Source organism: Rhodopirellula sp. J20-39, assembly GCF_057365095.1.
This window is the reverse complement of record NZ_CP195123.1, coordinates 5002437-5026355: the sequence shown is the minus strand read 5'-3', so window position 1 is coordinate 5026355 and position 23919 is coordinate 5002437. Positions and strand designations below refer to the sequence as shown.

At 55.8% G+C, this 23919-nt stretch carries 16 protein-coding genes and 1 pseudogene; 10 read left to right on the top strand and 7 right to left on the bottom strand.

The annotated features are described in order from the left end of the window. Nucleotides 1–30: 30 nt before the first annotated feature. From ACR3ZL_RS18170 to ACR3ZL_RS18160, 3 genes are all read left to right on the top strand, one after another. A complete protein-coding gene (locus ACR3ZL_RS18170) occupies nt 31–1146 on the top strand; it encodes a hypothetical protein (protein WP_486172853.1) in 1116 nt (371 codons plus the stop codon). A gap of 127 nt (nt 1147–1273) precedes the next feature. Further along, nucleotides 1274–4657: an O-linked GlcNAc transferase gene (locus ACR3ZL_RS18165; RefSeq protein WP_486172852.1), complete on the top strand. Its 3384-nt coding sequence runs from the start codon at nt 1274–1276 to the stop codon at nt 4655–4657. A gap of 247 nt (nt 4658–4904) precedes the next feature. After that, a complete protein-coding gene (locus ACR3ZL_RS18160; protein ID WP_473651696.1) occupies nt 4905–6011 on the top strand; it encodes a leucine-rich repeat domain-containing protein in 1107 nt (368 codons plus the stop codon). A 203-nt stretch (nt 6012–6214) separates the two neighbouring features. Here the strand turns inward: ACR3ZL_RS18160 and ACR3ZL_RS18155 are convergent, their stop codons facing one another. The 5 genes from ACR3ZL_RS18155 to ACR3ZL_RS18135 all read right to left on the bottom strand — a co-directional run bounded on the left by ACR3ZL_RS18155 (nt 6215) and on the right by ACR3ZL_RS18135 (nt 12037). After that, entirely contained in the window at nt 6215–6745 is a 531-nt protein-coding gene (locus ACR3ZL_RS18155) for a hypothetical protein (protein WP_473651697.1), read from the bottom strand. Between the two features lie 752 nt (nt 6746–7497). Continuing rightward, entirely contained in the window at nt 7498–8712 is a 1215-nt protein-coding gene (locus tag ACR3ZL_RS18150; protein WP_473651698.1) for a RimK family alpha-L-glutamate ligase, read from the bottom strand. A gap of 144 nt (nt 8713–8856) precedes the next feature. Continuing rightward, complete coding sequence (locus ACR3ZL_RS18145) at nt 8857–9360, bottom strand: ATP-dependent zinc protease family protein (RefSeq protein WP_473651699.1); 504 nt, start codon at nt 9358–9360, stop codon at nt 8857–8859. Between the two features lie 396 nt (nt 9361–9756). After that, nucleotides 9757–11178: a dihydrolipoyl dehydrogenase gene (lpdA, locus tag ACR3ZL_RS18140; RefSeq protein ID WP_486172851.1), complete on the bottom strand. Its 1422-nt coding sequence runs from the start codon at nt 11176–11178 to the stop codon at nt 9757–9759. A gap of 181 nt (nt 11179–11359) precedes the next feature. After that, the gene (locus ACR3ZL_RS18135; protein WP_473651701.1) at nt 11360–12037 is read right to left on the bottom strand and encodes a hypothetical protein; all 678 of its coding nucleotides are present in this window, start codon (nt 12035–12037) and stop codon (nt 11360–11362) included. 122 nt (nt 12038–12159) lie between these two features. On the opposite strand from ACR3ZL_RS18135, the gene ACR3ZL_RS18130 reads away from it, so the two are divergent. The 7 genes and pseudogenes from ACR3ZL_RS18130 (at nt 12160) to ACR3ZL_RS18100 (ending at nt 21980) form a co-directional block, all read left to right on the top strand. After that, entirely contained in the window at nt 12160–13398 is a 1239-nt protein-coding gene (locus tag ACR3ZL_RS18130) for a M20 family metallopeptidase (protein ID WP_486172850.1), read from the top strand. Nucleotides 13399–13688: 290 nt separating this feature from the next. Beyond that, nucleotides 13689–15170, top strand: coding sequence for a TonB-dependent receptor (locus tag ACR3ZL_RS18125; protein WP_473651703.1), 1482 nt, complete (start codon nt 13689–13691; stop codon nt 15168–15170). 155 nt (nt 15171–15325) lie between these two features. Beyond that, nucleotides 15326–15763 (top strand): hypothetical protein, encoded by a 438-nt coding sequence (locus ACR3ZL_RS18120; RefSeq protein WP_486172849.1) that lies wholly within the window; start codon nt 15326–15328, stop codon nt 15761–15763. A 2-nt stretch (nt 15764–15765) separates the two neighbouring features. Continuing rightward, complete coding sequence (locus ACR3ZL_RS18115) at nt 15766–16611, top strand: Nif3-like dinuclear metal center hexameric protein (protein ID WP_473651705.1); 846 nt, start codon at nt 15766–15768, stop codon at nt 16609–16611. A gap of 127 nt (nt 16612–16738) precedes the next feature. Next, a pseudogene (locus ACR3ZL_RS18110) lies at nt 16739–17917 on the top strand (preprotein translocase subunit SecA); the annotation flags it as partial. Next, nucleotides 17918–20449: a preprotein translocase subunit SecA gene (locus ACR3ZL_RS18105; RefSeq protein ID WP_486173591.1), complete on the top strand. Its 2532-nt coding sequence runs from the start codon at nt 17918–17920 to the stop codon at nt 20447–20449. It begins immediately after the preceding pseudogene. A 184-nt stretch (nt 20450–20633) separates the two neighbouring features. Further along, nucleotides 20634–21980 carry a 3-deoxy-D-manno-octulosonic acid transferase gene (locus tag ACR3ZL_RS18100; RefSeq protein WP_473651706.1) on the top strand — a complete coding sequence of 449 codons (1347 nt, stop codon included), beginning with the start codon at nt 20634–20636 and terminating at the stop codon, nt 21978–21980. A gap of 116 nt (nt 21981–22096) precedes the next feature. Here ACR3ZL_RS18100 and ACR3ZL_RS18095 read toward each other — a convergent pair whose 3' ends face one another. Together ACR3ZL_RS18095 and ACR3ZL_RS18090 are read right to left on the bottom strand one after the other, a co-directional pair. After that, complete coding sequence (locus tag ACR3ZL_RS18095; RefSeq protein ID WP_473651707.1) at nt 22097–22660, bottom strand: hypothetical protein; 564 nt, start codon at nt 22658–22660, stop codon at nt 22097–22099. A 256-nt stretch (nt 22661–22916) separates the two neighbouring features. Continuing rightward, nucleotides 22917–23903, bottom strand: coding sequence for a rhomboid family intramembrane serine protease (locus ACR3ZL_RS18090; protein ID WP_473651708.1), 987 nt, complete (start codon nt 23901–23903; stop codon nt 22917–22919). Nucleotides 23904–23919: the final 16 nt, after the last annotated feature.

Below are 23919 nucleotides of genomic sequence, written 5' to 3'. Positions count from 1 at the left end.
TCTGGACAGCCTTCGACGGAAGATCCGGTTTTGAGCCGCTCGTCAACTGAACGCCCTGCAAGCGAACCGTCCGCGAGCAATCGTGAGAGTGCGACCGGCGATTCTAGCGTTAGCCAATCTAGCGACCGTCGCTTAGATGGTTTGGCCGCGCGAGTGAATCGAGCCCTGCGGGACAACTTGCAAAATCGACGGTTGGATGTCACCGAACAGGGCGCGTGGCAGGTGTTGCACGGGATCCTCGCCTACGGGCAAGATTTTCAAGTGGAGACGCCTTCGGGAACCCAACCAGCCGTTGAGTACCTGTTGCAAGGCGGGTCTTTAGAAGGCTTTGAACCGTCGCCCGGTGATTCATTGCCCTCGTTGAACAGTCGCGTTGATAACACAGACGATGGTTTAACAGGGCCGACGACGGGGCTGCGATTTGAATTCGCCCCCAGCACGAAAACGGGCCAGGGGCACCGCGATCAGTGGCTGGCGATCTTGGCTCAATCCGACTTGTCGCTTGACGATCCAGTCATGGTCGACGGGCGGTCGTTTCGAATCAGTGATGTCGTGCGTCAAACCGAGTTTGATATCCCGTTGAACTTGGAAGAAGAATTCAGTTGGACGTTGATCGGCTTGCTCGCTTTTCGTGACACCGACCATGTGTGGGCGGCTCGGGACGGCAACAGCTATTCGTTGGAATTGTTGTTGGAAGTGGAGCTGAACCAATCCATCCCCGAAAGTGTTTGTGGCGGCACCCATCGTCTGAATGCCATCGCGATGGCTTTGTCGAAACGGCGGGCCGAAGGGAAGCCGATCAATGGCGTTTGGCAGATGGCGGAGCAGCAAATTGCGGCTTCGATCGAAGACGCTCGAAGGAATCAAAATCCTGATGGTTCTTATTCACTGGCCTATTTGCATCGTCCGGGATGGGCGAGGGATTTGTCAGAACAGCTCGGCACGACGGGACATGTGTTAGAATTTCTAGCACTCGCCGCTGACGATGAGACCCTGCAGTCCGATTGGGTGGGGCGTTCGGTAACCCGGATTTGTGAGTTGTTGGAAGCTTGTCGCGAAATCGATTTAGAGTGCGGCGTTCTATATCACGCACTGCACGGGTTGCAGGAATATCAAACCAGGCTTAGCGACATTCGATCTGAGTAAGTTGAGGGACTTCTAATCATCATGTGGGGCGAGTAACGGCTATGCCAATTTCAGCTCGTCTTTGTGATCCGTTTTTCGGTGCCTTGTTTTTAGTGACAATATGACGACCCCACTTGCGAACCTCTCGATGATGGCTAGTTCGGCGAGATGTCGAGTCGCGACCCTGCAAACGAGAACGTGCATCGGCTTGTATCTTCTTGCACTGCTTGGCTTGATTACTAGTTATCAACTGGCCGCGGCGGAGGTGCGACCTGGCGAACCACCAGCGGTATCATCGCCCCGAAATGGTCTGGTGATGCAGGTTCCAGGTAGTCGTCCTGGGACTCAATCCGGTACACAACTTGGCGGTGAGGCCCAATCGGATGCGAACGCTCAATTAGAGCCAGGAATGTTGGGCGATACGGAATTTTCGATTCGTGGCCGCTCGACGATTGAATTGTGGCAGAACCGTGATCGCTATCGGCGGTTAGTTCTTGAAGCCTTGCGTAGTAGCGAGCTGGAGACCGCAGAGCGTGCTCGTTGGGTGGTCGATCGGTGGCGGCGCGGCATCTTGGTGGATACCGAACCCGGCCTGAAGCAATCGCTCGCTCAATTGACACCCGTCGAGGCGATCGAGTTGTTGCTCGAGTCCGCGGAGTTTGGTTCGGCAACAATTGCGATGCAGGAAGCGGAGGGGACGCTGGAGTTTGAGGCAATTGCCAACCGCGTCGCGATGATATTGGACTTAAGGTTTCCAGTTTATGCTCGGCGTGCCATCGAATCAGGACGTCAATTGGATTTGCTGCGGTTTCTTGATCGTGCGGCGACGACGAAAGAGACGGTGATATGTCGACGGGATTGGGCAGCTTATGTTTCGTCCGCATCGGACGTGGAATTGTCACCACTGTCTTGGGAGTCCTGGGATCCGGCCGCCGCCGCTGAAACGCGATGTCTATTGAATCTGCTGGACGGCGATAGCGAGGCGGCGATTGCGGAAGCTCAGCGGGCTGACGAGTTATCGCAAGGAAAGACTAAGTTCATTAGACGAGCCGGCGTGCAGGGAAGCGACAAGACGTCGACTCGGACTAACTCGCTAGTTCGTGTCGTACGTATGTTGCAATCCGAATGGCAAACGATGGCGACTGAGTCGGCCGCGGCGGCGACCAAAATTCGAACGCAGCTATCCAGTGCCGAAGACAATTCGGCTGGTCCGAAAAAGCCAGATCCGTGGGCCAACCGCAGCGAATCACCGCAGGACTTGCGAGCGAGTGAAATTCGATATTGGTCGGACACGTTGATCGGTGCTTGGCGAGCCGGCAATTCAAACCTAATATCCCAAGCCGTCTCGGGGCTTTCATACGCAGGGGCCGATTTGCAAACGGCTAGTTCTGATGCGGATGAATCCACCGAAGACCCTCCGGAAGATAAAGGCTCCGTCGAAAGTGAGCAGGCGGAAAGCGAGTTGGGTGACATCGCGTTACCAGAAGATGTGCAGAAACTTGCGTGGCGAACTTTGTTGATCCATGGGTACGTCGACGAAGCGATCGCCTGGGTGGTCCAAACCGATCCGGCGGATGCCGCGTTGATAGCCTCGGCGGCGTCGCGGTGGGACGATGCGATTGAGCTGGTCGGGTTTGATGCCCGCCAAATCGACACGCAACTTGAATCGTGGATCGATGATGCGGTCCGTCGTCAGCATGAGCTGTTCGAGGCGATGACGTCAGAAGATAGTGACGTTGCGAGCCGAGCAAGCATGCGGGTTCCATCGGGATTGGAGCCGAAGGTGGAATCGTTGCTGGCGTTGATGCGTCTGTTGCTCTCCGTCGGACGCGATGACGCGGCCTGGCGAATCGCCGAAAAGTTGTCTCAGGAAGATCTGTCGTGCAAGCGCGGCTCCCGAGCGGGCACTTACCTGATTCGTGACTATGTTTTGTTGACGTTGTTGATGACCAACAAAACCGACTGGATGTTCGAACTGGCGTTTCGCGAATGGGAATCGGAACCAACCTTGGTAAGCCAAAGCTTGGTAGCACGTGTTACCACAGTCGAGGATTATCAGGCATTGATGATTTTGTCGTCATTGGTACGTCTGGAAGATCCAAGTCAGTCGCCTCGTGAATCGTTCCTGATCGCTTGTGAAATCTCGCGAGCGGATGTCATCGATCGGCAAAAGCATGGAGATTGGATCCCGATTTTGTATCAGCGTTTGCGAGACGGTTCGCTTCGTAAGGAAGTGTCCAGCGATCCGCAGCTTTTGGCGTTTGTGGATCCACCGCGTCGAATTTGGAGCGATCTGTTTTTGGCTTACGGTCGCCGCGACCTAGCCGAGCCGATTTTGCGCAGTCGTGCGAGGTCGGGAGATGTTGAATCGATGTTGGCCCTCGCACAGGACTACCGATTGAGCGATCCGTCGGCTTCGGATGAATCACTCGAAGAGGCTTTCGAAGCGATTTGGGGCATTGTTTCGTCGCCGCAGAGCGATGTGGATTCGCGATATACCGATGATGTGACGTCCGGCGTCGAAGCAGTTGCTGGTCAGGTGCGGCTGGCGAGAGACCGTGGCGATGTGGCGACGGCAAGTCGTCTGTTAGACGAGTTGCGTGCAATGGCCTGCACACCGTCGACTGATTTGCGACAAGGCATTGCGGACCTGCTTGCGGACTTGGGCCAATGGGAAGAGGCTCATGCGATCTATCAGTCGTTGTTGATGATGACGGCCATCAATTCAGACGAAACGCAGTCTTTGTTAGATATCTCGCGCAGCTACCAAGGGTTTGCCACCGAGGCAACCGAGCACGAGGTCGAACATACGGAATCCGCGATTGAAACCCGGGCGGCTGAAGCGGTGGGACAATACGAGCGAGAGTTACGGAGGGACGCAATTCATTGGTTTGATCTCGCGTTCGCCGGAACGCTTTCGTCATTCGATTACCGTGCTCGGCTGTATTTGGTTTACCCGCAGATGATCGCTCGGGAGCGTTTGGAGGTCGCCTTGGCGGAGCGGGCCGCAACGATGCGGGCGAAGGATTTGGCGATCGGCAGTACGTTGCCAGGGAACGGTCGAGGGGCCGAGGAAGATCCCGAACCGGGGTCGACGCAGGAAATCGTGAAACTCGTTGAGCAGCTTCAGCGGTTTGATTCCGTCGACATCACGACAGGCGAATCCATCATGCCGGAACTCCGGCGACTGGGCTTGGGAAAAATTGCAGATCTTTTTCTTGCTGGCGTCGTCGAAGTTGCCGCCGAGCATCTGAGGGTATTTCCGAACGATGCGATGATAGCAAACAACGTGGCCTGGGCTGCGGCGGTGAATGATTTCGAATTACCCACGATCCTCGAATTGTCGCGAAAAGCAGTGCGAATGGAGCCGGACAGCGCCATTTATCGCGATACATTGGCTGAAATCTTGGCCCGTATGGGACGCAAGGATCAGGCCTTGCTGATCGAAAAAGGCTGTGTGTTGGACGATCCCGGACAGTGGCACCTTCATGAGCAGATTGATCGTTTCCAGAATCATGCGAAACAGCGTTGACACCCGTTGAATCGAATTGATACCTGAGAAGCCGAATCCAAAACGGGTTTCGTTGTTGGGTTGTCAATTTGCGGGAATTGCTTCTCGGTCAGATTGTGGCGAAGTTCGTCGCAATAAGATGGAAATGCGAAACCTGCCGCGAAGGTTACTGGGTCAATCGTCTCGGCAGATCAATTTCCTAACGAAATCCGCTGAGTGCCGGGGCGTCGTTTTGCGACGCCCTGGTACTTAGGAATACTTTACTGATATGCCCGAATCTAAACAGCAAGACGATACCGCTGGCAAACCGGAACCTGGCCAACCGGAAGCCAGCGAGCCGGATCCCAGCACTGAACTGGAATCCGACGTCAGCCCGAAATCTGACGCGGAATCGTCGGCCGAGGGTGAAACTGAAACCGGTGATGTCGAGGCTACCGAAGGTGGTTCATCGTCAAAGCGAAAGCGACTAGCTGGGTTGCTTTCTCGGATGTTTTCAACAACCCGTCGCCGGATTCTCGTTGGGGCCGCCGTCGTTGTCGTTTTGGGTGTCGCTGTTGTTGCTTATTGCTGGCGATCGCCAATCGCGAAGGTAGTGGCGATTGAAGCAGACTTGTCGGCCGCAACTCAGTTCGACCAAATCATCAAGCAAATCGTTGACGGAAAAGTGACGCAGTTGTACGTGCACGATTTCGCCGTCGATCGAAAAATGTTGGGGCGGTTGCCTATCGATGCCTTGGTCGCTGAAAAAGACAAAGCGATGGCGTTGAAGGCCGAAGCCGACAAGGAAGAACGCCCACCGGGTAGACGCACCAACTTTGACAAGCCAGCGTGGGCGAACTATCCCAAAATCGAAGCGGTGCTCATCGATCAAGGTCTGGTGACGGACGACGGTCTCGCCATGATCGCTCAGCTTCCCGACTTAGAGCACCTGAGGCTTCGACTATCGCCGATTACGGACAAAGGTTTGTTGCCGCTGCTGGAATGTGAATCGCTTTGGCTGCTGAACTTACCGCACAGTCGCTTGACCAAAAGTGGCGTTGAGTCGCTTGCCCAGCTTCCAAAGCTTCGTCAGCTCAGGCTCGGTTCGCCGTTCTTGGGCAATGATTGCAGTCGTCGGATTAGCAAGCTGACGAACCTACGCGGGCTCCATTTGATCGGAGTCCCCGTTACGGATGAGGGCGTCAAGCTGATTTGCGCTTTGCCGCACTTGGAGTCGTTGTACTTAGACGATTCGGCGGTGACAGACGCCGGTTGGGACTGGGTTTTCAGGAATCATCCTGAGTTGCATGTTCATATCAACCAGCGACACCACGATCGCGACCCCAAAGCTCATTCGCATTTGGACGTTCCCGCTGCCGCCGAGCCGAAAAAGTAGGCTCGCATCGCGGGTGTAGTGAGTTGAACGGGGCATCCAATCCCGCTTTCATTCGCATCTCGCGGGCGACAAGTGCTTCGCCGACCGGACTGATGTTCTAGCGAGGCATTGAGCGCTTCGCCGATTAGTCAGTCCGGTTTAGCCGCACAATAGTGCTGGCTTGGTGCGGCGAGTGACTTTGGCTTCGGAAGTATCAAGCCGTGTTAGCGTCGGAAGTAGTCCGAGTAATCATCTTCGGCACTGCTTTGATCTTGGCTAGCCGTTGATTGCGGCTCGTAAGCTGCTTCCGATTCTTGAGCATAGGTTGCTCGGTGAATCGTCTTAGGGCCAAGTGCAGTACGGCTGGCCGAATCGTCTTCGAACGGATCATGCATCTGGTCGAATAGACTTCCAGGGCGACGTTGCCGTTGTGTGGTCGGTCGGGGTGCGGTCGGACGTGGCGTTGGGACTGGCATCGGCGTGATGCGCCGGATCGTTGTCTTTGGCTGCATGTCCATATCGGCTTGGACCGGTGGGTCGAACGTCGGACTACTTTCCGAAGGCGACGATATTTGTGGGGTGGGGGGCAGAGTTTGGGTGGGAGCCGAGTGGATGTGCGGAGATGTTTTCGTGTGAGCGTGCCCATGTTGATGGGCCGGCATCGATGGTTCGGTTTCGTAGTGATAGGTGCCGGTTGAGTAATCGTCGGCCGGATACATTTCGGTCTGGTAGCTAGTGGAGCCGTGAGAGCTCACTTGGCTGCAACTTGTGCAGGAGCATTGCCGTACGGGGTGTCGGTGTCCGATCAAGCGAGTGGTTGCAAGCTTTTCGAGTCCGCAAGCAACCGTGTCCATGATGTGGAAGACTGGCCCACGCTTGTTGAGGTGAACGCGAGCCAGCAACCCTTTTTCTCCGCAATCGGAACCCTGGTTGCTGGCACAGCCGCAATCACCGGTGCAACCCAGTGAAACGGATTCGCATCCACAGGCGGGCTCGAGGCCGCAGGAAGGCTCCACCCCACAGGCCGGTTCACAGCCACAGGATGGGGACTCTGCTCCGCAGGCAGGCTCGCAAGGTAACAGGTTGGGTTGTTCGCACTCGCAAACGCTTTCGCATCCACAAGAAACTTCGGCTCCGCAAGCAGGTTCGGCTCCGCATGCAGGTTCGGCCCCGCAGGCTGGCTCGGCACCGCATTGAGGTTCCAAACCGCAAGCTGGATCGGCCCAGACCCCTTGAGCGTGTACTAGCGAGTCGATTCCCGTGCCAGCGAAAGTCACGGACAGGGCAAGCAGCATCGCTGTTCCGCCCCGGGTGGTCGTCACTAGAAACTGTGGTCCTGCGTTGCTAGGCATATCGCAGGCGAAAAACGTCAAGCTGTCTTTGATCATCCGAAACATCGGTATCCTTTCCCGTTAGTTTTCGTCAACGGAATAAGTTATCGACGCCGAACGACCGCTAGGAGCAAAACAATCCGGAGGACGAGAAAAGCAAGCCTAAATTGCCTAGGTTAACTCGACGAGATTTCGTCTTGGATCTGTTTGGCCGATGCGGGTAGCGACTTCACCTTCGGGCTGCGGCGTTTTCGAACTTTCGCTGGAACCATGCTTCGCATCGATTCCAGCTTACCAAAGCACAGCATTCGGTCGTTTGGCTCGAGGGTCCGCTTCAGCCTTGGGTTCGGGATTACGGTCGTCCCGCGATACAGCGTTAGCACGTTGATGTCTTGTTCGGGCAGCCCCGATTCGTCGATCGTTTTGCCCACGAATTCGGATCCATCGGGGACGTGGATTTCGGTCACACCGTAGCCGCGGCTCACGGTCAAGCGTTGCCGCACGTCGACTTCGGGGAAATCAACTTGGGCGGCCATGTAGTCGATAATCGCGCCGGCGATATCGAGTTTCGTGCAGCTTTCGATGCCCTCAAGTCCCGGTGATGAGTTGACTTCCATGACTTGGGGGCCGTCTTTGCCTTCCAGCATGTCAACGCCGGCTACTTTCAGTCCCATGATTTGGGCCGCGCGAACGGCGGTCTCGGCGAACGTGTCATCCAGTTCGACAGACTCGGTCACGCCACCGCGGTGCACGTTGCTGCGGAACTCGGTGCCTTGAGCGACACGCCGCATGGCTGCGACGACTCGGTCGCCGACCACGAATGCTCGGATGTCGCGTCCTTTGCTTTCAGCAACAAAGCGTTGCACCAAGACGTTTTGACGGGTGCTGTGAAGCGTTTCGATGATCGCTTCGGCTACCTTGACGGATTCAGCCAGGATCACGCCGACGCCCTGTGTGCCTTCGAGCAGTTTGATAATGACCGGTGCACCACCGACGCGTTCAATCGCGGGTAGGATGTCTTTGCGGTCACGCACGAAGGCAGTTTGCGGGATGCCGATTTGGTGGCGGCTTAGGATCTGCAGGCTGCGTAGCTTGTCTCGCGAGTTGGTGATACCGGCTGATGAGTTCGCGCTGAACACATCCATCTGTTCGAACTGGCGAACCACCGCGGTTCCGAAATAGGTGATTGATGCACCGATTCGCGGCAGGATGGCGTCGTAATCGCTGAGGTGCTTACTGCGGTAATACAGGTCGGGTTCACCTTGTTCGAGGTCGATTGCGAACTTAAGCGTGTTGAGTACTTTCGCTTCGGCACCGCGATGCTTCGCTGCTTCGAGTAGTCGCCGAGTGGAGTAGCACTTGGGGCTACAAGATAGGATTGCGAGCTTCATAAGATCGGCCAGTAAGGGAAGTTGTTATGTGCGACGAAGGAGTGGCGTTGAGGTGGTTAAGTTTTGGGCGTCGAGCGAGCCAATCGGCTGCCGAGTATGACTTGGCGCGGTGTAATGCCGCTTGGGCCGAGCCGCGACGCGAGGCTAGCTCTTTTTAGGATGAAGCCGTCCAGCCAAAAACGATGCGGACGAATCAACGAGGAAGCGTTTTCGAATGGCCTCGCGGCCGACCAGCATTCGGAATCCCATTGCGTCTCGATTGGCGAGAGTCAGATCGATCTGCATTCGCCGTCCCAGCAATGCGAGTTCGGTCCGAATGACGATGCGTTCGCTAACTTCGCCATTGCTGCTGCGAACGTGTCGTCGTTCCAGGATGGGAACATCCGCGTTGATTACGAAGTCGTCGCGGTTTTGTGCAGGGTGGATCGAAAATCGAACTCGCTCCACTCCTTCGCTGGTATAGGGTTCGACATCGAAAGCGTGGATTGAACTGGAGCGTGCCCCGGTGTCGATCTTGGCTTTGATGCGGCGAACGTGAAGTCCTGGCAAACCCACCCATTCCCGCCATCCGATTACTTTTAACGAATCACTCGGCGAACTGGGGCGTTCCGCCGATTGTGTTGTCTTTTCGGAGGGGGCATCGGTCATCTAAATTGTTTCCTTACAGGTAGCTAGACGTCACGTTGGCATTCTATCGTTTCTCAGCCGCTCCGCGACTGCGTAACTTGAATCAGCAGTTGTTAAGTGTGATGTGTTGACGTCCGCAAGCAATCGCTATTTTAGGTTGCTCAAGCCGACTTTGGTCGCCCAAGCCAACTTTGGTCGCCCGAGCCAACGCAGTGTGCCGGTTCGGTGGCGATAGCCTTCCAGCGAACAAGTAGCCGGGACGCTCGACTGGCCGGAGGTGCTTAGCGGGCCCAAAACGCTCAGCGATCTTGGGTCGCTAAGCTATTCAAGAACGCTATGTCGTCTGGTAGCACGGCAAATCGTCGCTTGGAAGTACGGCAAATCCGTCCCGCTTGCTTACGAAGCTTCTAAGCTTTGCTAGACGGTGTGGATTGCCCGCTTGTCGACATCCAGGGCGGCTTCGTGAACCGCTTCAGACAGGGTTGGGTGTGCGTGGCAGGTTCGAGCGATGTCTTCGCTGCTGGCACCGAACTCCATTGCGGAAGCTGCTTCAGCGATCAGGTCGCCCGCACGCGGGCCGATGATGTGAACGCCCAACACGCGATCGGTTTGCGCGTCGGCCAGGATCTTCACGCGACCGTCGATGTCCCCAAGCGTTCGGGCTCGACCATTGGCACCGAGTGGGCACACGCCCTTGTTGTATTCGATGCCGGCTTCCTTGAGTTGTTCTTCGGTCCGCCCCACCATCGCGATTTCGGGGTAGGTATAAACGATTGCGGGAATCACGTCGTAGTTCACTTCGCTCGCGATGCCGGCCATTCGTTCTACGCAGACAATGCCTTCTTCCATTGCTTTGTGTGCGAGCATGGCACCACCGATGCAATCGCCAATCGCGTAGACGCCTGGTACGGGAGTCTCAAAGTGCTCGTTGACTTCGATGAAGCCTCGGCGGTCCGTTTGGATGCCAGCGGCGGCCAAGCCGAGGTCGTCGGTGGCGGGGGCGCGGCCGGTTGCGAGTAGCACGCGGTCGCAATAGATCGTGTCGGCGTCTTTGATTTCCACGGTGCACGGCTTGGCTTGCGACTTGTCGACGCGAGCAGACGAGACCATTGAGTTGGTGTGGAATTCGATGCCCTGCTTTTTGAACGCGCGATGAGCGAGATTGGCCATCTCGTTGTCCAGTCCCGGCAGGACGCGGTCGAATGCTTCCAGTACGGTGACCTTGCTGCCCAGGCGGTTCCAGACACTGCCGAGTTCCAATCCGATGTAGCCGCCACCGATGACGACGAGGTGTTCGGGAACTTCGGGGTATGACAACGCAGCGGTGCTGTTGCCGATCAGGTCGCCGTCTTCTTCCACCGATGGAAGGCTTGCGGGAATGCTTCCCGGGCAAAGTAGGATTTGATCGGCGGTGACGACTGTCGGTTGGTCCTTCGCAGCGTCTTTGGTAGCCGTGATCTCGATTGATTCAGCGTCACGTAGCTTGCCGCGTCCATGGTAGGCCGTGACGCCACGCTTCTTGAACAGCATGTCGATCCCGCCGGTCAACGCACTGACGATCTTGGTTTTCCGAGCCATCATCTTTTCGAGATCGAGCTCGATGCCTTTGATGTTCAGACCGTGGTCACCGAACTTGTGCTGGGCTTCTTCGTAGAGATGGCTCGATTCCAGCAACGCTTTGCTGGGGATACAGCCGACTCGGACACAGGTGCCACCGAAGACGGGATTCTCTTCGATGCAGGCGACATCGATGCCGAGCTGAGCCGCACGGATGGCGGCAACGTAGCCAGCGGGGCCACCGCCAAGAATGACAAGTTCGTGGTGAGCCGTTTTAGTCATGGTGTCGCTAATCTCAGTCTAGAAACAATCGGGAAACGTGTTCGCTTCGGCTAATTGTCTCGATCCGCACCGCACTTGTCGAGCGGCCTGAGTTTGGCGGCCTGAGTTCAGCAACCTAGTTTAGGCGGGCTGAGTCATGTCGCTTCCGGCGGCTTGGTGTGCGAAGCCGGAACGGTTGCCCTTATTGACTGGCCAGTGCGCCGTCCAACGCAACGGTGTCGGCGAAGTCATACGGGTGGAAACTGCGAGCGATCTTTTTCGACAGCATGTCCAAGAACAATTTGCGAAACTTCGGTTCAGTGGTCTCGCTGGTGTATTGGCCAGCACTGACGGGGTAGGTGTACTCGTCGATGTCCTTGGTGAACACTTCGTCTTCGGCTTCGATATCGAACACCTTTAGGTGGACGTTCGCACGACCGCGGTACAAGGTGGCTCCATCGCGAAGTCGTAGATCGGTGAGTTCGACAACCAGCAGTTTTTCAGCTTTGACGCCTTTACCCATTTCGAGGTAGTCGACATTGTCCCAGCCGTGGACGTCTCGCCATTGTTGGACCACTTCCTCGCGAACTTGCTCGAATTTGTCGACTTCCGTGTTCAGGACGCCGCCCAGCTTGCGGGCTAGCAATCGGGCTGCGATGTCATCGGAGTATTGGCTTTGATCGGTCATAACGACGATCGCCACTTTGCTGTCCTTTAGATCCGGGCATTCGGCAGGGACTTTGTCGGCACCAACGGCGTGGATGAGGTTGCTCATCAGGCCGATGCACCCAGGTTGGGTGGCGATCAGTCCGACCATCAAGATCCCACCTGCTGCCAAACGGGCAAGCGAAAGTGAAGCTTTTGTGGCGGGGGTCTTCATAGGGAGGCCGTATTCGGTTGCAATGGCGTCGTCAAAAAGAGGATGAATCGTGTGTTACGCATTTTCGGACGAGCGTTTCCAGACCAATCTTTCACCGGCCTTTGTTTATTTCGAGGTGGATTGTGACCAGCAGTACGATGAATTTCATGCAGTCGCAGGCTGTCCTGGAAGACCTGATTCGCTTCAATACGATCAGCCATCGCAGCAACGAGGCGATCAGCGAGTATGTGGCCGAGTGTCTGCGAAGCCTGCATTTCCAGGTGGAGGTGACCACCTATCTGGATCGACAGGGCGTTAAAAAGGTCAATTTGGTCGCTAGGCGTGATCCACGATCCGGCTGGGCACCTGATCGAAACGCTAGCGTGAATCTAGAGAAGGCTGGCAACCAGCGGACCGGAAAAGAAAAAGCTTTTAGCGGTCTGGCGTATTTCTGTCATACCGATGTCGTGCCTGCGGACCGATGGTCGGGACCCGGGGGGAATCCTTTCAAAGCGGTCGTCGAAAACGATCTTCTGTACGGTCGCGGTGCTTGTGATATGAAAGGATCGCTGGCCGCGATGTTGCAGGCGGCCGCTGCGGTTCCGGCGAGCGAGCAGACCGAGCCGTTGTGGATTGTTTGCACGGCGGATGAGGAGGTGGGCTTTGAAGGGGCCAAGCACTTGGTTGACCACAGCGCCGCCTATCGCGAGATCGTGGCAGCGGATCCGGTATGCATCATCGGTGAGCCAACGGAATTGCAAGTCGTGCATGCCCACAAAGGAATCATGGGGCTTCGCGTTGAGTCTCGGGGGACGGCTGCACACAGCAGCACGGGGGAAGGGATGAATGCGAACTTGGCGATGGTGCCGATGCTGCAAACGTTGCGAGCGATCGACGAGCAGTGCCGCGTTGATCCGTCGCTACGTGATGAGCGTTTTGATCCGCCGACCTTGACGTGGAATTTTGGCGTTAGCGATGGGATGCATTCGGTGAATATCGTGCCAGATCACTGTGTCGCCTGGGCGTGTTTTCGGACGATGCCGGGCGTGGATGGCAGTGAATTCATGAAAGCGATCAAACAACAGGCCGATGAGCTCGGTTTAGAGTTCAAGGAGTTTTCTGGCGGCCCGCCACTGGAGACTCCCGCCGATGCGCCGTGTGTCGAAGCCATGCGAGAATTGGCGGAAACCGTGATTGGCCCCAATCAACCGGCGAGGAAGTGTTACGCCACCGATGGCTGCGTTTTCGACGAATTGACGCAGCGAATTGTGTGTGGACCGGGCAGTATTAACCAGGCTCACACGACGGACGAGTTCATCGCGTTGGATCAGCTTTCCAACGGTGCGTCGCTCTATAAATCCGCGATCCGGCGATTCTGCTAGCGGTTGTCCTTCGCGGCGCGTTGAGAACTGGCCCAAGAAGCTCTGGCTCAAGAAGCACTAGCCTGAGAAAAGGGCTGGCAGCCAACCAGGCGTTTGGCGAACTTGAGCGGTTAGCAAAAGTCGTCCGCTTGGTCGGGTCCTAGCGGTCAGGCAATGCGTGTTGTTCCACCTTGGGTTGATGTGGTGGGTTTCTGCTGGCGTGGTTGCGGTTTATGTCTCATATCACTTCGGCACCACTGCATTCACTCCGGCATCACTGCACGGACTGACATAACCCGGGGTAAATCAATATGAACAACGAACGACCATCGACCGAAAGAAAGTCACTTCAAATCAACTTAGACCCCCGTCGTTACGGCTCTTTCGCCGAGATCGGTGCCGGTCAAGAAGTGGTGCGTTGGTTCTTTCGAGTAGGCGCCGCCGCTGGGACGATTGCCAAGAGTATGTCGGCGTATGACATGTCCGTCAGCGATGCCATCTACGGCCATTGTGAACGATACGTGTGCCGCCAGCGACTCGAAGACATGCTGACTCGCGAGCACGATTTGAACCTGGAGCGATTGCGTGAAAGTCGCGGCGATTCCACTGCGTTTTTCGCCTTTGCGGACACGGTTTCGGCACGTAACTTCCATGGTACCAACGAATGCCACGGTTGGATGGGGATTCGATTCCAGGCGCATCCGCGTGATGAAGACAGCCAGATTATCCTGCATGTGCGAATGCTCGATAACGACAACGCTGCTCAGCAAGAAGCGTTGGGCATCGTCGGCGTGAACTTGTTGTACGGTGCGTTCTTTTTGAACCACGAACCTGATCAATTGATCGAGTCGTTGCTTGATAATCTCAGCACACGGCGGATCGAAATTGACATGATCGAGTTTTCCGGAATTGCATTCCGGCACGTTGATAACCGCGTAATGAGTTTGCGTTTGGTCCAGCTCGGGCTATCCAATGCGGCAATGTTCTCGGCCAGCGGAGAAGTGCTGCAGCCAGCCGAGGTGCTTTATAAGAAGAACATCCTGGTCGAACGCGGCAGCTTCCGTCCGGTCACGCACGTGAACATGGACATGCTCGGTGCGGCTCAGGACAGTTTCCGCGAAGAAGAAGACGTGGATATCGAAAATGTCGTGACGCTTGCCGAAATCACGATGCGAAACCTTCGTGCCAACGGCGAGATCGATCTGAAGGACTTTTTGGCACGAGTTGACACGTTGGCCGCGTGTGGCATGACGGTACTGATTTCGGATTACTTCGAGTACTACCGTTTGGCTGCTTACTTGTCGCAGTACACCAAGAAGAAAATCGCGATCACGATGGGGGCTGGTAGTCTGCACGAGTTGTTCGACGAGAAGTACTACACCGAGCTCGATGGCGGGATTCTGGAATCATTCGGACGGATGTTCAAGAATGATTTGAAGCTCTACGTCTATCCGTTGCTGAACCAAGAAACCGGTGAATTGACGACGGTCGATAATCTCGAGATCGCTCCTGAGTTGCGTAAGCTGTACCAGTATTTGGTCGAAAAACGATGCATCGAGCAACTGACCAGCTACAACAGCGAGCACCTGACGACTTTCTCTCGCGATGTGCTGCGGATGATCAAGGCAGGCGACAGCGAATGGACCAAGCATGTGCCAGCGGAAGTGGCTGCTGTGATTAAGCATCGCGGCTTCTTTGGCTGCAAGCACCAGGCACCCGAGTCGCGTTTGGCAGCGATGGTCGCTCCTGTTGCGGCTCACCCGGTCAGCGTGATGCCAAGCTTCACGTCTTAGTTCGCTCGATACAGATTGCCTAACCGGAATGTGACCGCGTGCGGTGACGCATGTTGTCCGGTCTGATCGTTTTGAATCGGTGATCCCGGTGTGACAGCCGATCAGTCATTAGAGTCGAATTAAGAATCAGACTATCAACCACGGAGGGTTGTCACGTGTCGCTCGGAAATCGAAGTCGTTGCCAACGTCTTTTACAGCAATCGCGTTTCTGGATTGTTGGAATCACGTTGCCGCTCGCCGGATTGGTCCTGGCGCCTGCTCAAGGACAAGCTTGGTGGCCCTGGACGCCTTTCGAGGGCAGTGCCCGCGTCGATCCGATTCCGCCACTGGGCACGAATCTTCCGGAATCGTATCGCCGAAAATACAACCGTCCGTCGTACGTGGGTGGCAAAATCGCGGCGAAAATCGCTCCCAGCAGCCAGGAAGCGATGGCGTTTCACCGAGCTGAAACGCTCGGTTTGTATGATGCCAACGGTGTCAAAGGATTCGTCAACGGCAAGCATTGCACTCCCCAACGGGTTGAGCAACACTACTTCTATCCCAAGCCGTGGGAGGTTCTGACACCCAGCCCGTTCGAAAAACAGACTGACTAGGAATGACACAGGCCCCGATTTCGCCCCCTAACCTTGCTCAGATCTGCCAATTGTTGGCTGAGATCGCACCGTTGAAGTTGGCGGAGGAGTGGGACAACGTGGGGCTGTTGGTCGGCGACCGTCGAGCATCGGTCCGAAAGGTGATGACGTGCCTGACGATCACCCCGGATGTTGTGGGGGAAGCTGAGCGGGAAGGCGTCGATTTAATTGTCGCCCACCACCCGTTCCCGTTCAAGCCAGTCGCGAAGGTGACGACTGATACTGCATCAGGCGAGATGTTGTGGCGGCTATGCCGGGCCGGGATTGCCATCTATAGCGCCCACACCGCTTTCGATTCGGCGGCCGGCGGGATCAATGAACAATGGATGGACGCCCTGCAATTGTCGGCCAGTAAGCCGATGTTGCCTTCGGATTTGGACGCGACGCTGGGAGCGGGACGCGTCGGGCGAATGGCTCAAGAGGCCCCGGCGGCACGGATTCTGGAGCTCGCCGCTTCGTTTTCTGGCTCAACTCGGCCGCGGCTGGTTGGGCCGCCTGACCGGCTGGTTTCTCGCGTCGGGGTCGCTTGTGGCAGTGGGGGAAGTTTCGTTTCGGCGGCACTGCGAAGTGGTTGCGATTTTCTGTTGACCGGCGAGGCCACGTTTCACGCGTGCCTGGAAGCAGAAAACGCCGGCCTGTCCCTCGGCTTGGTAGGTCATTACGCTAGCGAGCGGTTCGCCATGGATGCGCTGGCCCAGCGTTTGCAATCTGCCATTGGTGAGCTGCCTGGGGCTGTCAAATCGGCGAATGATCCTGTTTTGGCATGTGTGGTCTGGGCCAGTCACGACGAAAGAGACGTGATTGGTTGAGTCGGCGCAGGATCGCAGTTGACCCAGTTTCCCAGAACCCGTAACGTTGGAACTTGGCAAGGTTTACGCAAACCTCAGCCGTTTCAACCTTTTTTACCACCACCGCTACGCACCCCCTTCAGCCCTTATGTCCATCCTTGAGCGTCTCTGGGACCTTGTCGGCCTCCTCTTTGGAGGAGCATTTGAGCGTGTCGGTGTACTGGCTACCAGCATTTTTGGCTCTGCCAATGCTCGGCAAGTTGCCCGTATGCAGGAACGCGTTGAGAAGATCAACGAGCTCGAACCTAAGTACGAAACCCTGACGGATGAAGAGCTTCGGGCTCAAACCGAGGAATTTCGTAAGCGGCTGCGCGGCGGTGAAACGCTCGATGACCTGCTAATTGAAGCATTTGCGGTTTGCCGGGAAGCCAGTAAACGCTTCCTGGGCATGCGGCATTACGACGTGCAATTGATCGGGGGCATGGTGCTGCACTCCGGAGCCATCGCCGAAATGGTGACCGGTGAAGGGAAAACCCTGGTCGCGACTTTGCCTGCTTACTTGAACGCTCTCGAAGGCAAGGGCGTCCACGTCATCACGGTGAACGACTACTTGGCTCGTCGTGACATGGAGTGGATGGCACCTCTGTTCATGAACATGGGGTTGACCATCGACGCGATTCAGTCGGGGATGAGCGTTGCTGAAAAGCAAACCGCTTATCAGTGCGATGTGACCTACGGAACAAACAACGAATTCGGGTTTGATTACCTGCGTGACAACATGCGTCCCGCTGGTAAGGGCGACGACCGCTTCCCCGCCGAAGCGCAGCAGTGCCAAGGGCCGCTGAACTACGCGATTATTGACGAAGTTGACAACATTCTGATCGACGAAGCCCGTACGCCACTGATCATCAGCGGGCCTGCTGATTTGGATCTCGGGCGTTATGCCGACGCGGATCGCGTGGCCCGTCAGTTGCAAAAGGACATTCACTTCACCGTCGACGAAAAACAGCACAACGTAACGTTGACCGATGACGGTGTGCGTGCGGCTGAAGAGCTTGCAGGTGTCGAAAGCTTCTATACCGCTGGCAATATGGAGTGGCCGCACCTGATCGATAACTCACTGAAAGCTCATTATCTTTACAAGCTGGATGTGAATTACGTCATCAAAGATAAGCAAATTGTAATCGTTGACGAGTTCACCGGTCGTCTGATGGAAGGCCGGCAATGGTCCGACGGTTTGCACCAAGCGTGTGAAGCGAAAGAAGGCGTGCCGATCAAACAGGAAACGCAAACGTTCGCCACCGCATCGCTGCAAAACATCTTCAAGATGTACAAGAAGTTGTCCGGGATGACCGGTACGGCGATGACCGAAGCGGACGAGTTCTGGAAGATCTATAAGCTCGATGTGGTTGCAATTCCAACCCACCGTGGCTTGCAGCGGATTGAACACCCCGACCTGATTTACCTAACTGAAAAAGACAAGTTCCAGGCGATCGCCGCTGACGTGGAGCGTGCCCACAAGTGGGACGTGATCACGTTGAAAGATGAAAGCGAAGTTTGGGGCAAAATCCAAGAAGATGGTGCCGATTCGGTTACGATCTTGCCGCAAGATGCTCGCGATAAAGAGGTCATCTCTCGCTCGCAGATCGCGAAGGTCGAAAAGGCGGGACGCCCCGTTTTGGTCGGTACGGTCAGTATCGAAAAGAGCGAACGGCTGTCTGCAATGCTGGAACGCCGTGGAATCAAGCACAGCGTTCTGAATGCGAAGCAGCACGGTCGTGAAGCCGAAATCGTGTCACAAGCCGGACGGATCGGTGCGGTTACGATCGCGACGAACATGGCCGGTCGGGGTACCGACATTATTTTGGGTGGTAATCCCGAAACGCTCGCTTGGGCACAGTTGCAGCACGAATACCCAACTCGCTTGGAAGTGCCAGACGACGTTTGGAAAAAGCTGGTCGATGAGATCGATGCTCGTGAAGGAATGAAGCCCGAAGGCGACGTCGTGCGAGAGCTTGGCGGATTGTACGTCTTGGGTACCGAGCGTCACGAGTCTCGCCGAATCGACTTGCAACTTCGCGGTCGTTGTGGACGTCAAGGTGACCCGGGTGGCTCCCGCTTCTTCTTGTCGCTTGAAGATGACTTGATGCGGATCTTTGCTGGTGACTTCGTCAAAAGCATGATGGAGCGGATGGGAATGAAGGAGGGCGAGGCGATCGAATCGACGCTCGTCACCCGCCGTATCGCTGCCGCTCAAAAGAAAGTCGAAGAACGCAACTTCGAAATTCGTAAAAGCTTGCTTGAATATGACGAGGTCATGGACGAGCAGCGTAAGCGGGTTTACCGCTATCGTCAGAACCTGCTCGATGGTCACTCCTCGCGTGACATGATCTTGGGCCTGATCAAGGCGGAACTCGAATCACACGTCGATACGTTCCTGGAGCCCACTTACGGCGTCGACACGTTTGCCAGTTTCGCGGGCACACAGCTGCATTGTCAGCTCGATTCTCGTGACTTCCAAAACATGGACTTCGAGATGGCGGACAGCTATGCGAAGGACCAAGCTGAACGAGCCGCTGAAGTCACCGTGAATGAAGCCGTTGAAGAAAACCTGCCGTCGGGCATGGAAGATGAATGGAACTGGAAGGCGATGGCGACGTGGGCCAACACTCGCTTGCAGACCAACTACCAGGACCATCAGCTCAAGAACATGGACCGCGAAGAGATGAACGCTGAGTTCATCGCCAAGGCTCATGAGTTGATCGAGAAGACCGACCTGAGCGAAGGTCAGCCACTGCTTGACGCCGATTACGGTTTGCGAGTCCTTTGTGGCTGGATGCGGCATAAGTTCGGCATCGAAACGACACCGGAAGAATTCCGAGACATCGAAGATCGACGTGACGTCGGCAAGATTCTGGTTGAGCGAGCCGAAGCTACTTACGCCGACAAGGAAGCGGAATATCCCGTTCTGACAGGCATCTCGCGGTTCACCGAAAAGCAAGGAACCCAAGTTTCTCTGGATCGCGAAGGGTTGATCGATTGGGTCAAGGGACGATTCAAAACCGATTTGTCCATTGATGAAATCAAGCTGAATCGCGACGAGCTGAAGTTGCAACTGATCCAGTACAGCAAGCAAACGGCTAGCGAATCCGTCGCTGTTCAAAAGGAAGCGGACGCCAAGGTCGATGCGATCTACGCTGGTTCCGATGATGAATCGACAGCTCTATTGGCGAGCGGTGATAGCGGTAAGCTCGAAGAGTTGGTGACCTGGTTGAGCGAAACGCTCGGCCACAGCACCTCGCTTGAAGACCTTTCGCGAATGAATCATTCCGAACTGAAGCTAGCGGCGTACGGTGCGGTCGATGATCGCTTCTATCCCGAAATGCGACGAATGGAACGTCAGATTCTGTTGAACATCGTGGATGATTCTTGGAAGAATCACCTGCTGACAATGGATCACTTGCGATCGAGCGTTGGTTTGAAGGGCTACGCCCAAATGGATCCGAAGGTGGAATACAAACGCGAAGGCATGCGTTTGTTCGAAACCATGTGGGGTTCGATCGGTGAACGCGTTACCGACCTGATCTTCCGCATGGAATCGTTCAACGAAGAATTCATTCGCAGCACTTGGGTCGACGCTCGGGCCCGCCACGATGATGCTCACGAAGCTGGCCGTGCGAGCTTGAGTGCGGACACAGCGGCACAGCGAGCGGCAAGTGGAAGTGAAGGCACCGGCGGCGATGAAGATGACCGAACCGAGCCAATCCGCAAGGATGAGCCGCGGATTGGACGAAACTCACCCTGCCCTTGCGGTAGCGGTAAGAAGTACAAGTCGTGCTGCATGCGGAAGATGGCGTAACGATAGCGTTCGTTGAGCGATCTTTGAGGTAAACGATCATCCGGTGGTCAGCTGTTTTTGGCGAAGTCGCTGGACCGATTTGTGGATCAGTACTTGTTGGCGACGTTGACGGATGGGGGGCGGCGATTGCAACGAGGCCTCGCCCCGAACTACTTACTGACAACTCCCCACATCGAGAACACGGATGTTCTTCAATCTCGCATACGCGTTAGCGTTATTCACGCTGTCACCCGTTATTGCATACCGGGCGATCCGCCACGGACGCTATCGGCGAGGTGTGTTGCAGAAGCTGTTTGGCTTGTCAAAGTCACGAGCCGCTGCCATGCGAGGCGATGCTTGGAAAACCGTTTGGCTGCACGCCGTCAGTGTCGGCGAAGTGAATTTGTTGCCGGAACTGGTCAAGCGTTTGCAACACGGCAACGGTAAGGCGGCCTTCGTGATCAGCACGTCGACCGACACGGGGTATGACCTAGCTTGCCAGCATTTCGGTGCTGAGAGAGTCTTCTTCGCTCCGCTGGATTTCACCTGGGCCGTGCGACGAACGTTGAAGTCGTTGCAGTGCAAGCAGTTGATTTTGGCCGAGCTTGAATTGTGGCCCAATTTGATCACCGCCGCATCGGATGCTCAGGTCTCAATTGCCGTTGTGAACGGGCGTCTGAGTGAAAACAGTTCTCGCAACTATCAGAAATTTAATCGGCTGCTCGGTAAAACCTTCGCACGTCTTACGGCCGTGGGATGCCAAGACGCTGTAACGGCAGAGCGGTTCGGCCAGTGCGGTGTTGCAAGCGAAAATCTGCATGTGACCGGCTCGCTTAAATTTGATAACGCGCCGACGACTCGAGAAACCAGCGAGGTGCAATCGCGTGCACTTTGGTCCGGTGTTGATCCTTGGCATCGAGTTTGGTGTGTCGGTAGCACTCAGTCGGGTGAAGAGGAAATGGCTTTATCCGTCTATCACCGCTTGCGATCACGCTTCCCAGAACTGCGATTGATCCTGGTGCCTCGGCATCCCGAACGATTCGACCTTGTGTCCAATCTGATATCTGCTTGTGGCGATCGCGTCGTCTCGCGTAGCCAAAGCCAGGATGGAAAACGCCCAGGTAGTGAGCTTGGCGGGGACCGCTGGGAAGCAGACCAGGTTGTTTTGGTGGACACGGTCGGTGAATTGCGTCACTGGTGGGGCGTTGCCCAAATCGCAACCGTCGGCGGTAGTTTCGGCGATCGCGGTGGTCAAAACATGCTGGAACCAGCAGGCTATGGATGTGCGGTTTCGTTTGGTCCGAACACCAAGAACTTCGCTACGATCGCTAACCAATTGCTGGACGGCAACGGTGCGGTTCGGGTCGCGGACTCGCTAGAGCTTGAAACGTTTGTGGATCGCTGCTTATCGGATGTGCCCAGTGCCGATCAACTGGGGCGAAACGCTCAGGAGATCGTGAATCGCCATCGAGGAGCTTACGATCGAACCATCGAGATGATCGGAATGCTCCAGTCGTTTAAATCATCCACGCCGCTTCGCCGCGCCGCTTAGAAAGATTCCGCACTGGTTTTCTAGCGATTCAGTGAACGCAAAAAAATAGCCGAGTCCGGTGAGGACTCGGCTATATGCTACGTGGTGCCACGTAGCTCGTTTCGGCTTAGACCGAATTACTGGGTCACGCCTTGTTGGCCCGACGCGGTGGTCGTTGGCAGTTTAGGCAGTGCCATTTGTTCGATTCGATCACGGTTGATTTTGGTTGCGATTGCACCGGGCGTGGTCGACGGCTCGATGGTGGTCACCAGGATTTGTGGTTCAACACCGTCACCGACGTAGCGTGTTACGGCTTCACGAACCGAGGCCATACGAGCCGATGTTTCTTCCTGCGTACGTCCTTGCAAGACGTAGATCTCGCGGCGTGCTTCGGGCGACTGAGTCGCGATCCAGCGAACACGGTTTTGGCCGGATGCTAGCAAGGCTCCGTCGCCTTCACGAAACAATGCGTGGCCGATCGTGTTGTGCGTACGCCAGCCATTGCGTTTCATGATCTCGAACGGCTGAACCACCTGTACGGCGTCGGCTTCGTTGAACGGATCTGGCCACGCTGTATTGCGATAATAGGCCATCTTTTGACGATGCAGCCAAGTGCTAAAATCGGCTGACGCGGTCGTCGTAACGGTGGCGAGCATCATGAAGATCAAGATGGTCGGTTTTCGAATGATTGTGACAGCCATCGCGATCGGGATCCCAGGCGTGGACGCGGTAAGAGTGGTTTCTCCCGTAGTATCGTCACCAGATGGCTGTTTACTTGGCAATGGAGACGCGAGGCGGCTATTGATCCCCTAAGCCGCATACTTTGCCAATGCATAATCAACGTTACACCGGGCCCGGTGAAGGGCTTCGGTGCGTCGGTTAATGGGCGGACCGGTGCGGAGTTTCGTTGCTGTTTTCCCCGGCTGCCAATTGGTGAAGAATTTCGCCGAGTTGTGCTTAGGTTGTTTTTGGTGCGACGACCGCGATCATCATTCCGGCCAAAAGACCGCCAACGTGCGCTCCGTTGGCAATGCCGCTGATGATTGGTGTCATGCAGATGAAGAGGAAGATCATCATGAACATCACATTGATTTGCGGAATCTCGACCGGATAATTGCTATCCAGTTTGGGACGGATCCACAGGAATCCGAAAACGCCAAAGACGGCACCGGACGCTCCGATCGCCAGCGGCATTTCGAGCCAGTCAGGCAATAGAATCTGGGTGAGGGTCGCGGCGGTTTGGCATACCAACAACATGATCACTAAAAACAGACCTCCGTGAAGACGCTCGACGACGCTTCCTAGCACGTACAGGTTGATCATGTTAAACGCGAGGTGCATGATGCTACCGTGCAGGAACATGGGCGTGACCAGTCGCCAGAGTTGGCCTTGTTTCATCAAGTAAAACGGATCTCGTGTTTCGAAATACGTGTAGTCATCGACGACGGCCAGCCCATAGAAGACTTGCATTTCGACCGTCAAGTTTTCTGGAGTTGGCGGTGGCCTCCAATCCCGAAATTGCGTGATGAAACCAATCAAGGTGGCGATGGCGATCACTGTGATCGTTACCGGGATGGGCGCCGCACTGTTGCCGGCACCGCCCAACGCGGATCCGCCTCGCATCTTCACTTTCTTTTGTAGCTTCAGTTTTTTGGCGACTTCGTCAGCCTTTGCCTTGCGAATTCGCTCAGCCTCGGCGGAAACGTCATACTGTTTCGACTGCGGATCTGCTTCAAAGTCGGCTAAGAGGATTCGTGCTTGCGGAACATCCTGCTCCGAACGAATCCAGATATCATAGGGCTTCGCCGTAGCACCCGAGCCAGCATTGCTTGCGGGGGCGACATCGTGACTCGGTTCAGCCTTTGCGTCGATCGACTGGGTTTGCAAGTAATCGCAGAAACGGTTCGATGTCGCCTCGTCCGCCAAGGTGCCGATTCGCCGCATGGTGATTTCCTGAGTT

What these genes read in the sequence shown, in the direction of transcription:
- ACR3ZL_RS18150 (WP_473651698.1), bottom strand. Translation starts at nt 8,712, where the DNA reads ATGAAGCTCGCAATCCTATCTTGTAGCCCCAAGTGCTACTCCACTCGG.
- ACR3ZL_RS18145 (WP_473651699.1), bottom strand. Translation starts at nt 9,360, where the DNA reads ATGACCGATGCCCCCTCCGAAAAGACAACACAATCGGCGGAACGCCCC.
- ACR3ZL_RS18105 (WP_486173591.1), top strand. Translation starts at nt 17,918, where the DNA reads ATGTACAAGAAGTTGTCCGGGATGACCGGTACGGCGATGACCGAAGCG.
- ACR3ZL_RS18095 (WP_473651707.1), bottom strand. Translation starts at nt 22,660, where the DNA reads ATGGCTGTCACAATCATTCGAAAACCGACCATCTTGATCTTCATGATG.
- ACR3ZL_RS18100 (WP_473651706.1), top strand. Translation starts at nt 20,634, where the DNA reads ATGTTCTTCAATCTCGCATACGCGTTAGCGTTATTCACGCTGTCACCC.
- ACR3ZL_RS18135 (WP_473651701.1), bottom strand. Translation starts at nt 12,037, where the DNA reads ATGAAGACCCCCGCCACAAAAGCTTCACTTTCGCTTGCCCGTTTGGCA.
- ACR3ZL_RS18160 (WP_473651696.1), top strand. Translation starts at nt 4,905, where the DNA reads ATGCCCGAATCTAAACAGCAAGACGATACCGCTGGCAAACCGGAACCT.
- lpdA (WP_486172851.1), bottom strand. Translation starts at nt 11,178, where the DNA reads ATGACTAAAACGGCTCACCACGAACTTGTCATTCTTGGCGGTGGCCCC.
- ACR3ZL_RS18165 (WP_486172852.1), top strand. Translation starts at nt 1,274, where the DNA reads ATGATGGCTAGTTCGGCGAGATGTCGAGTCGCGACCCTGCAAACGAGA.
- ACR3ZL_RS18115 (WP_473651705.1), top strand. Translation starts at nt 15,766, where the DNA reads ATGACACAGGCCCCGATTTCGCCCCCTAACCTTGCTCAGATCTGCCAA.
- ACR3ZL_RS18090 (WP_473651708.1), bottom strand. Translation starts at nt 23,903, where the DNA reads ATGCGGCGAATCGGCACCTTGGCGGACGAGGCGACATCGAACCGTTTC.
- ACR3ZL_RS18125 (WP_473651703.1), top strand. Translation starts at nt 13,689, where the DNA reads ATGAACAACGAACGACCATCGACCGAAAGAAAGTCACTTCAAATCAAC.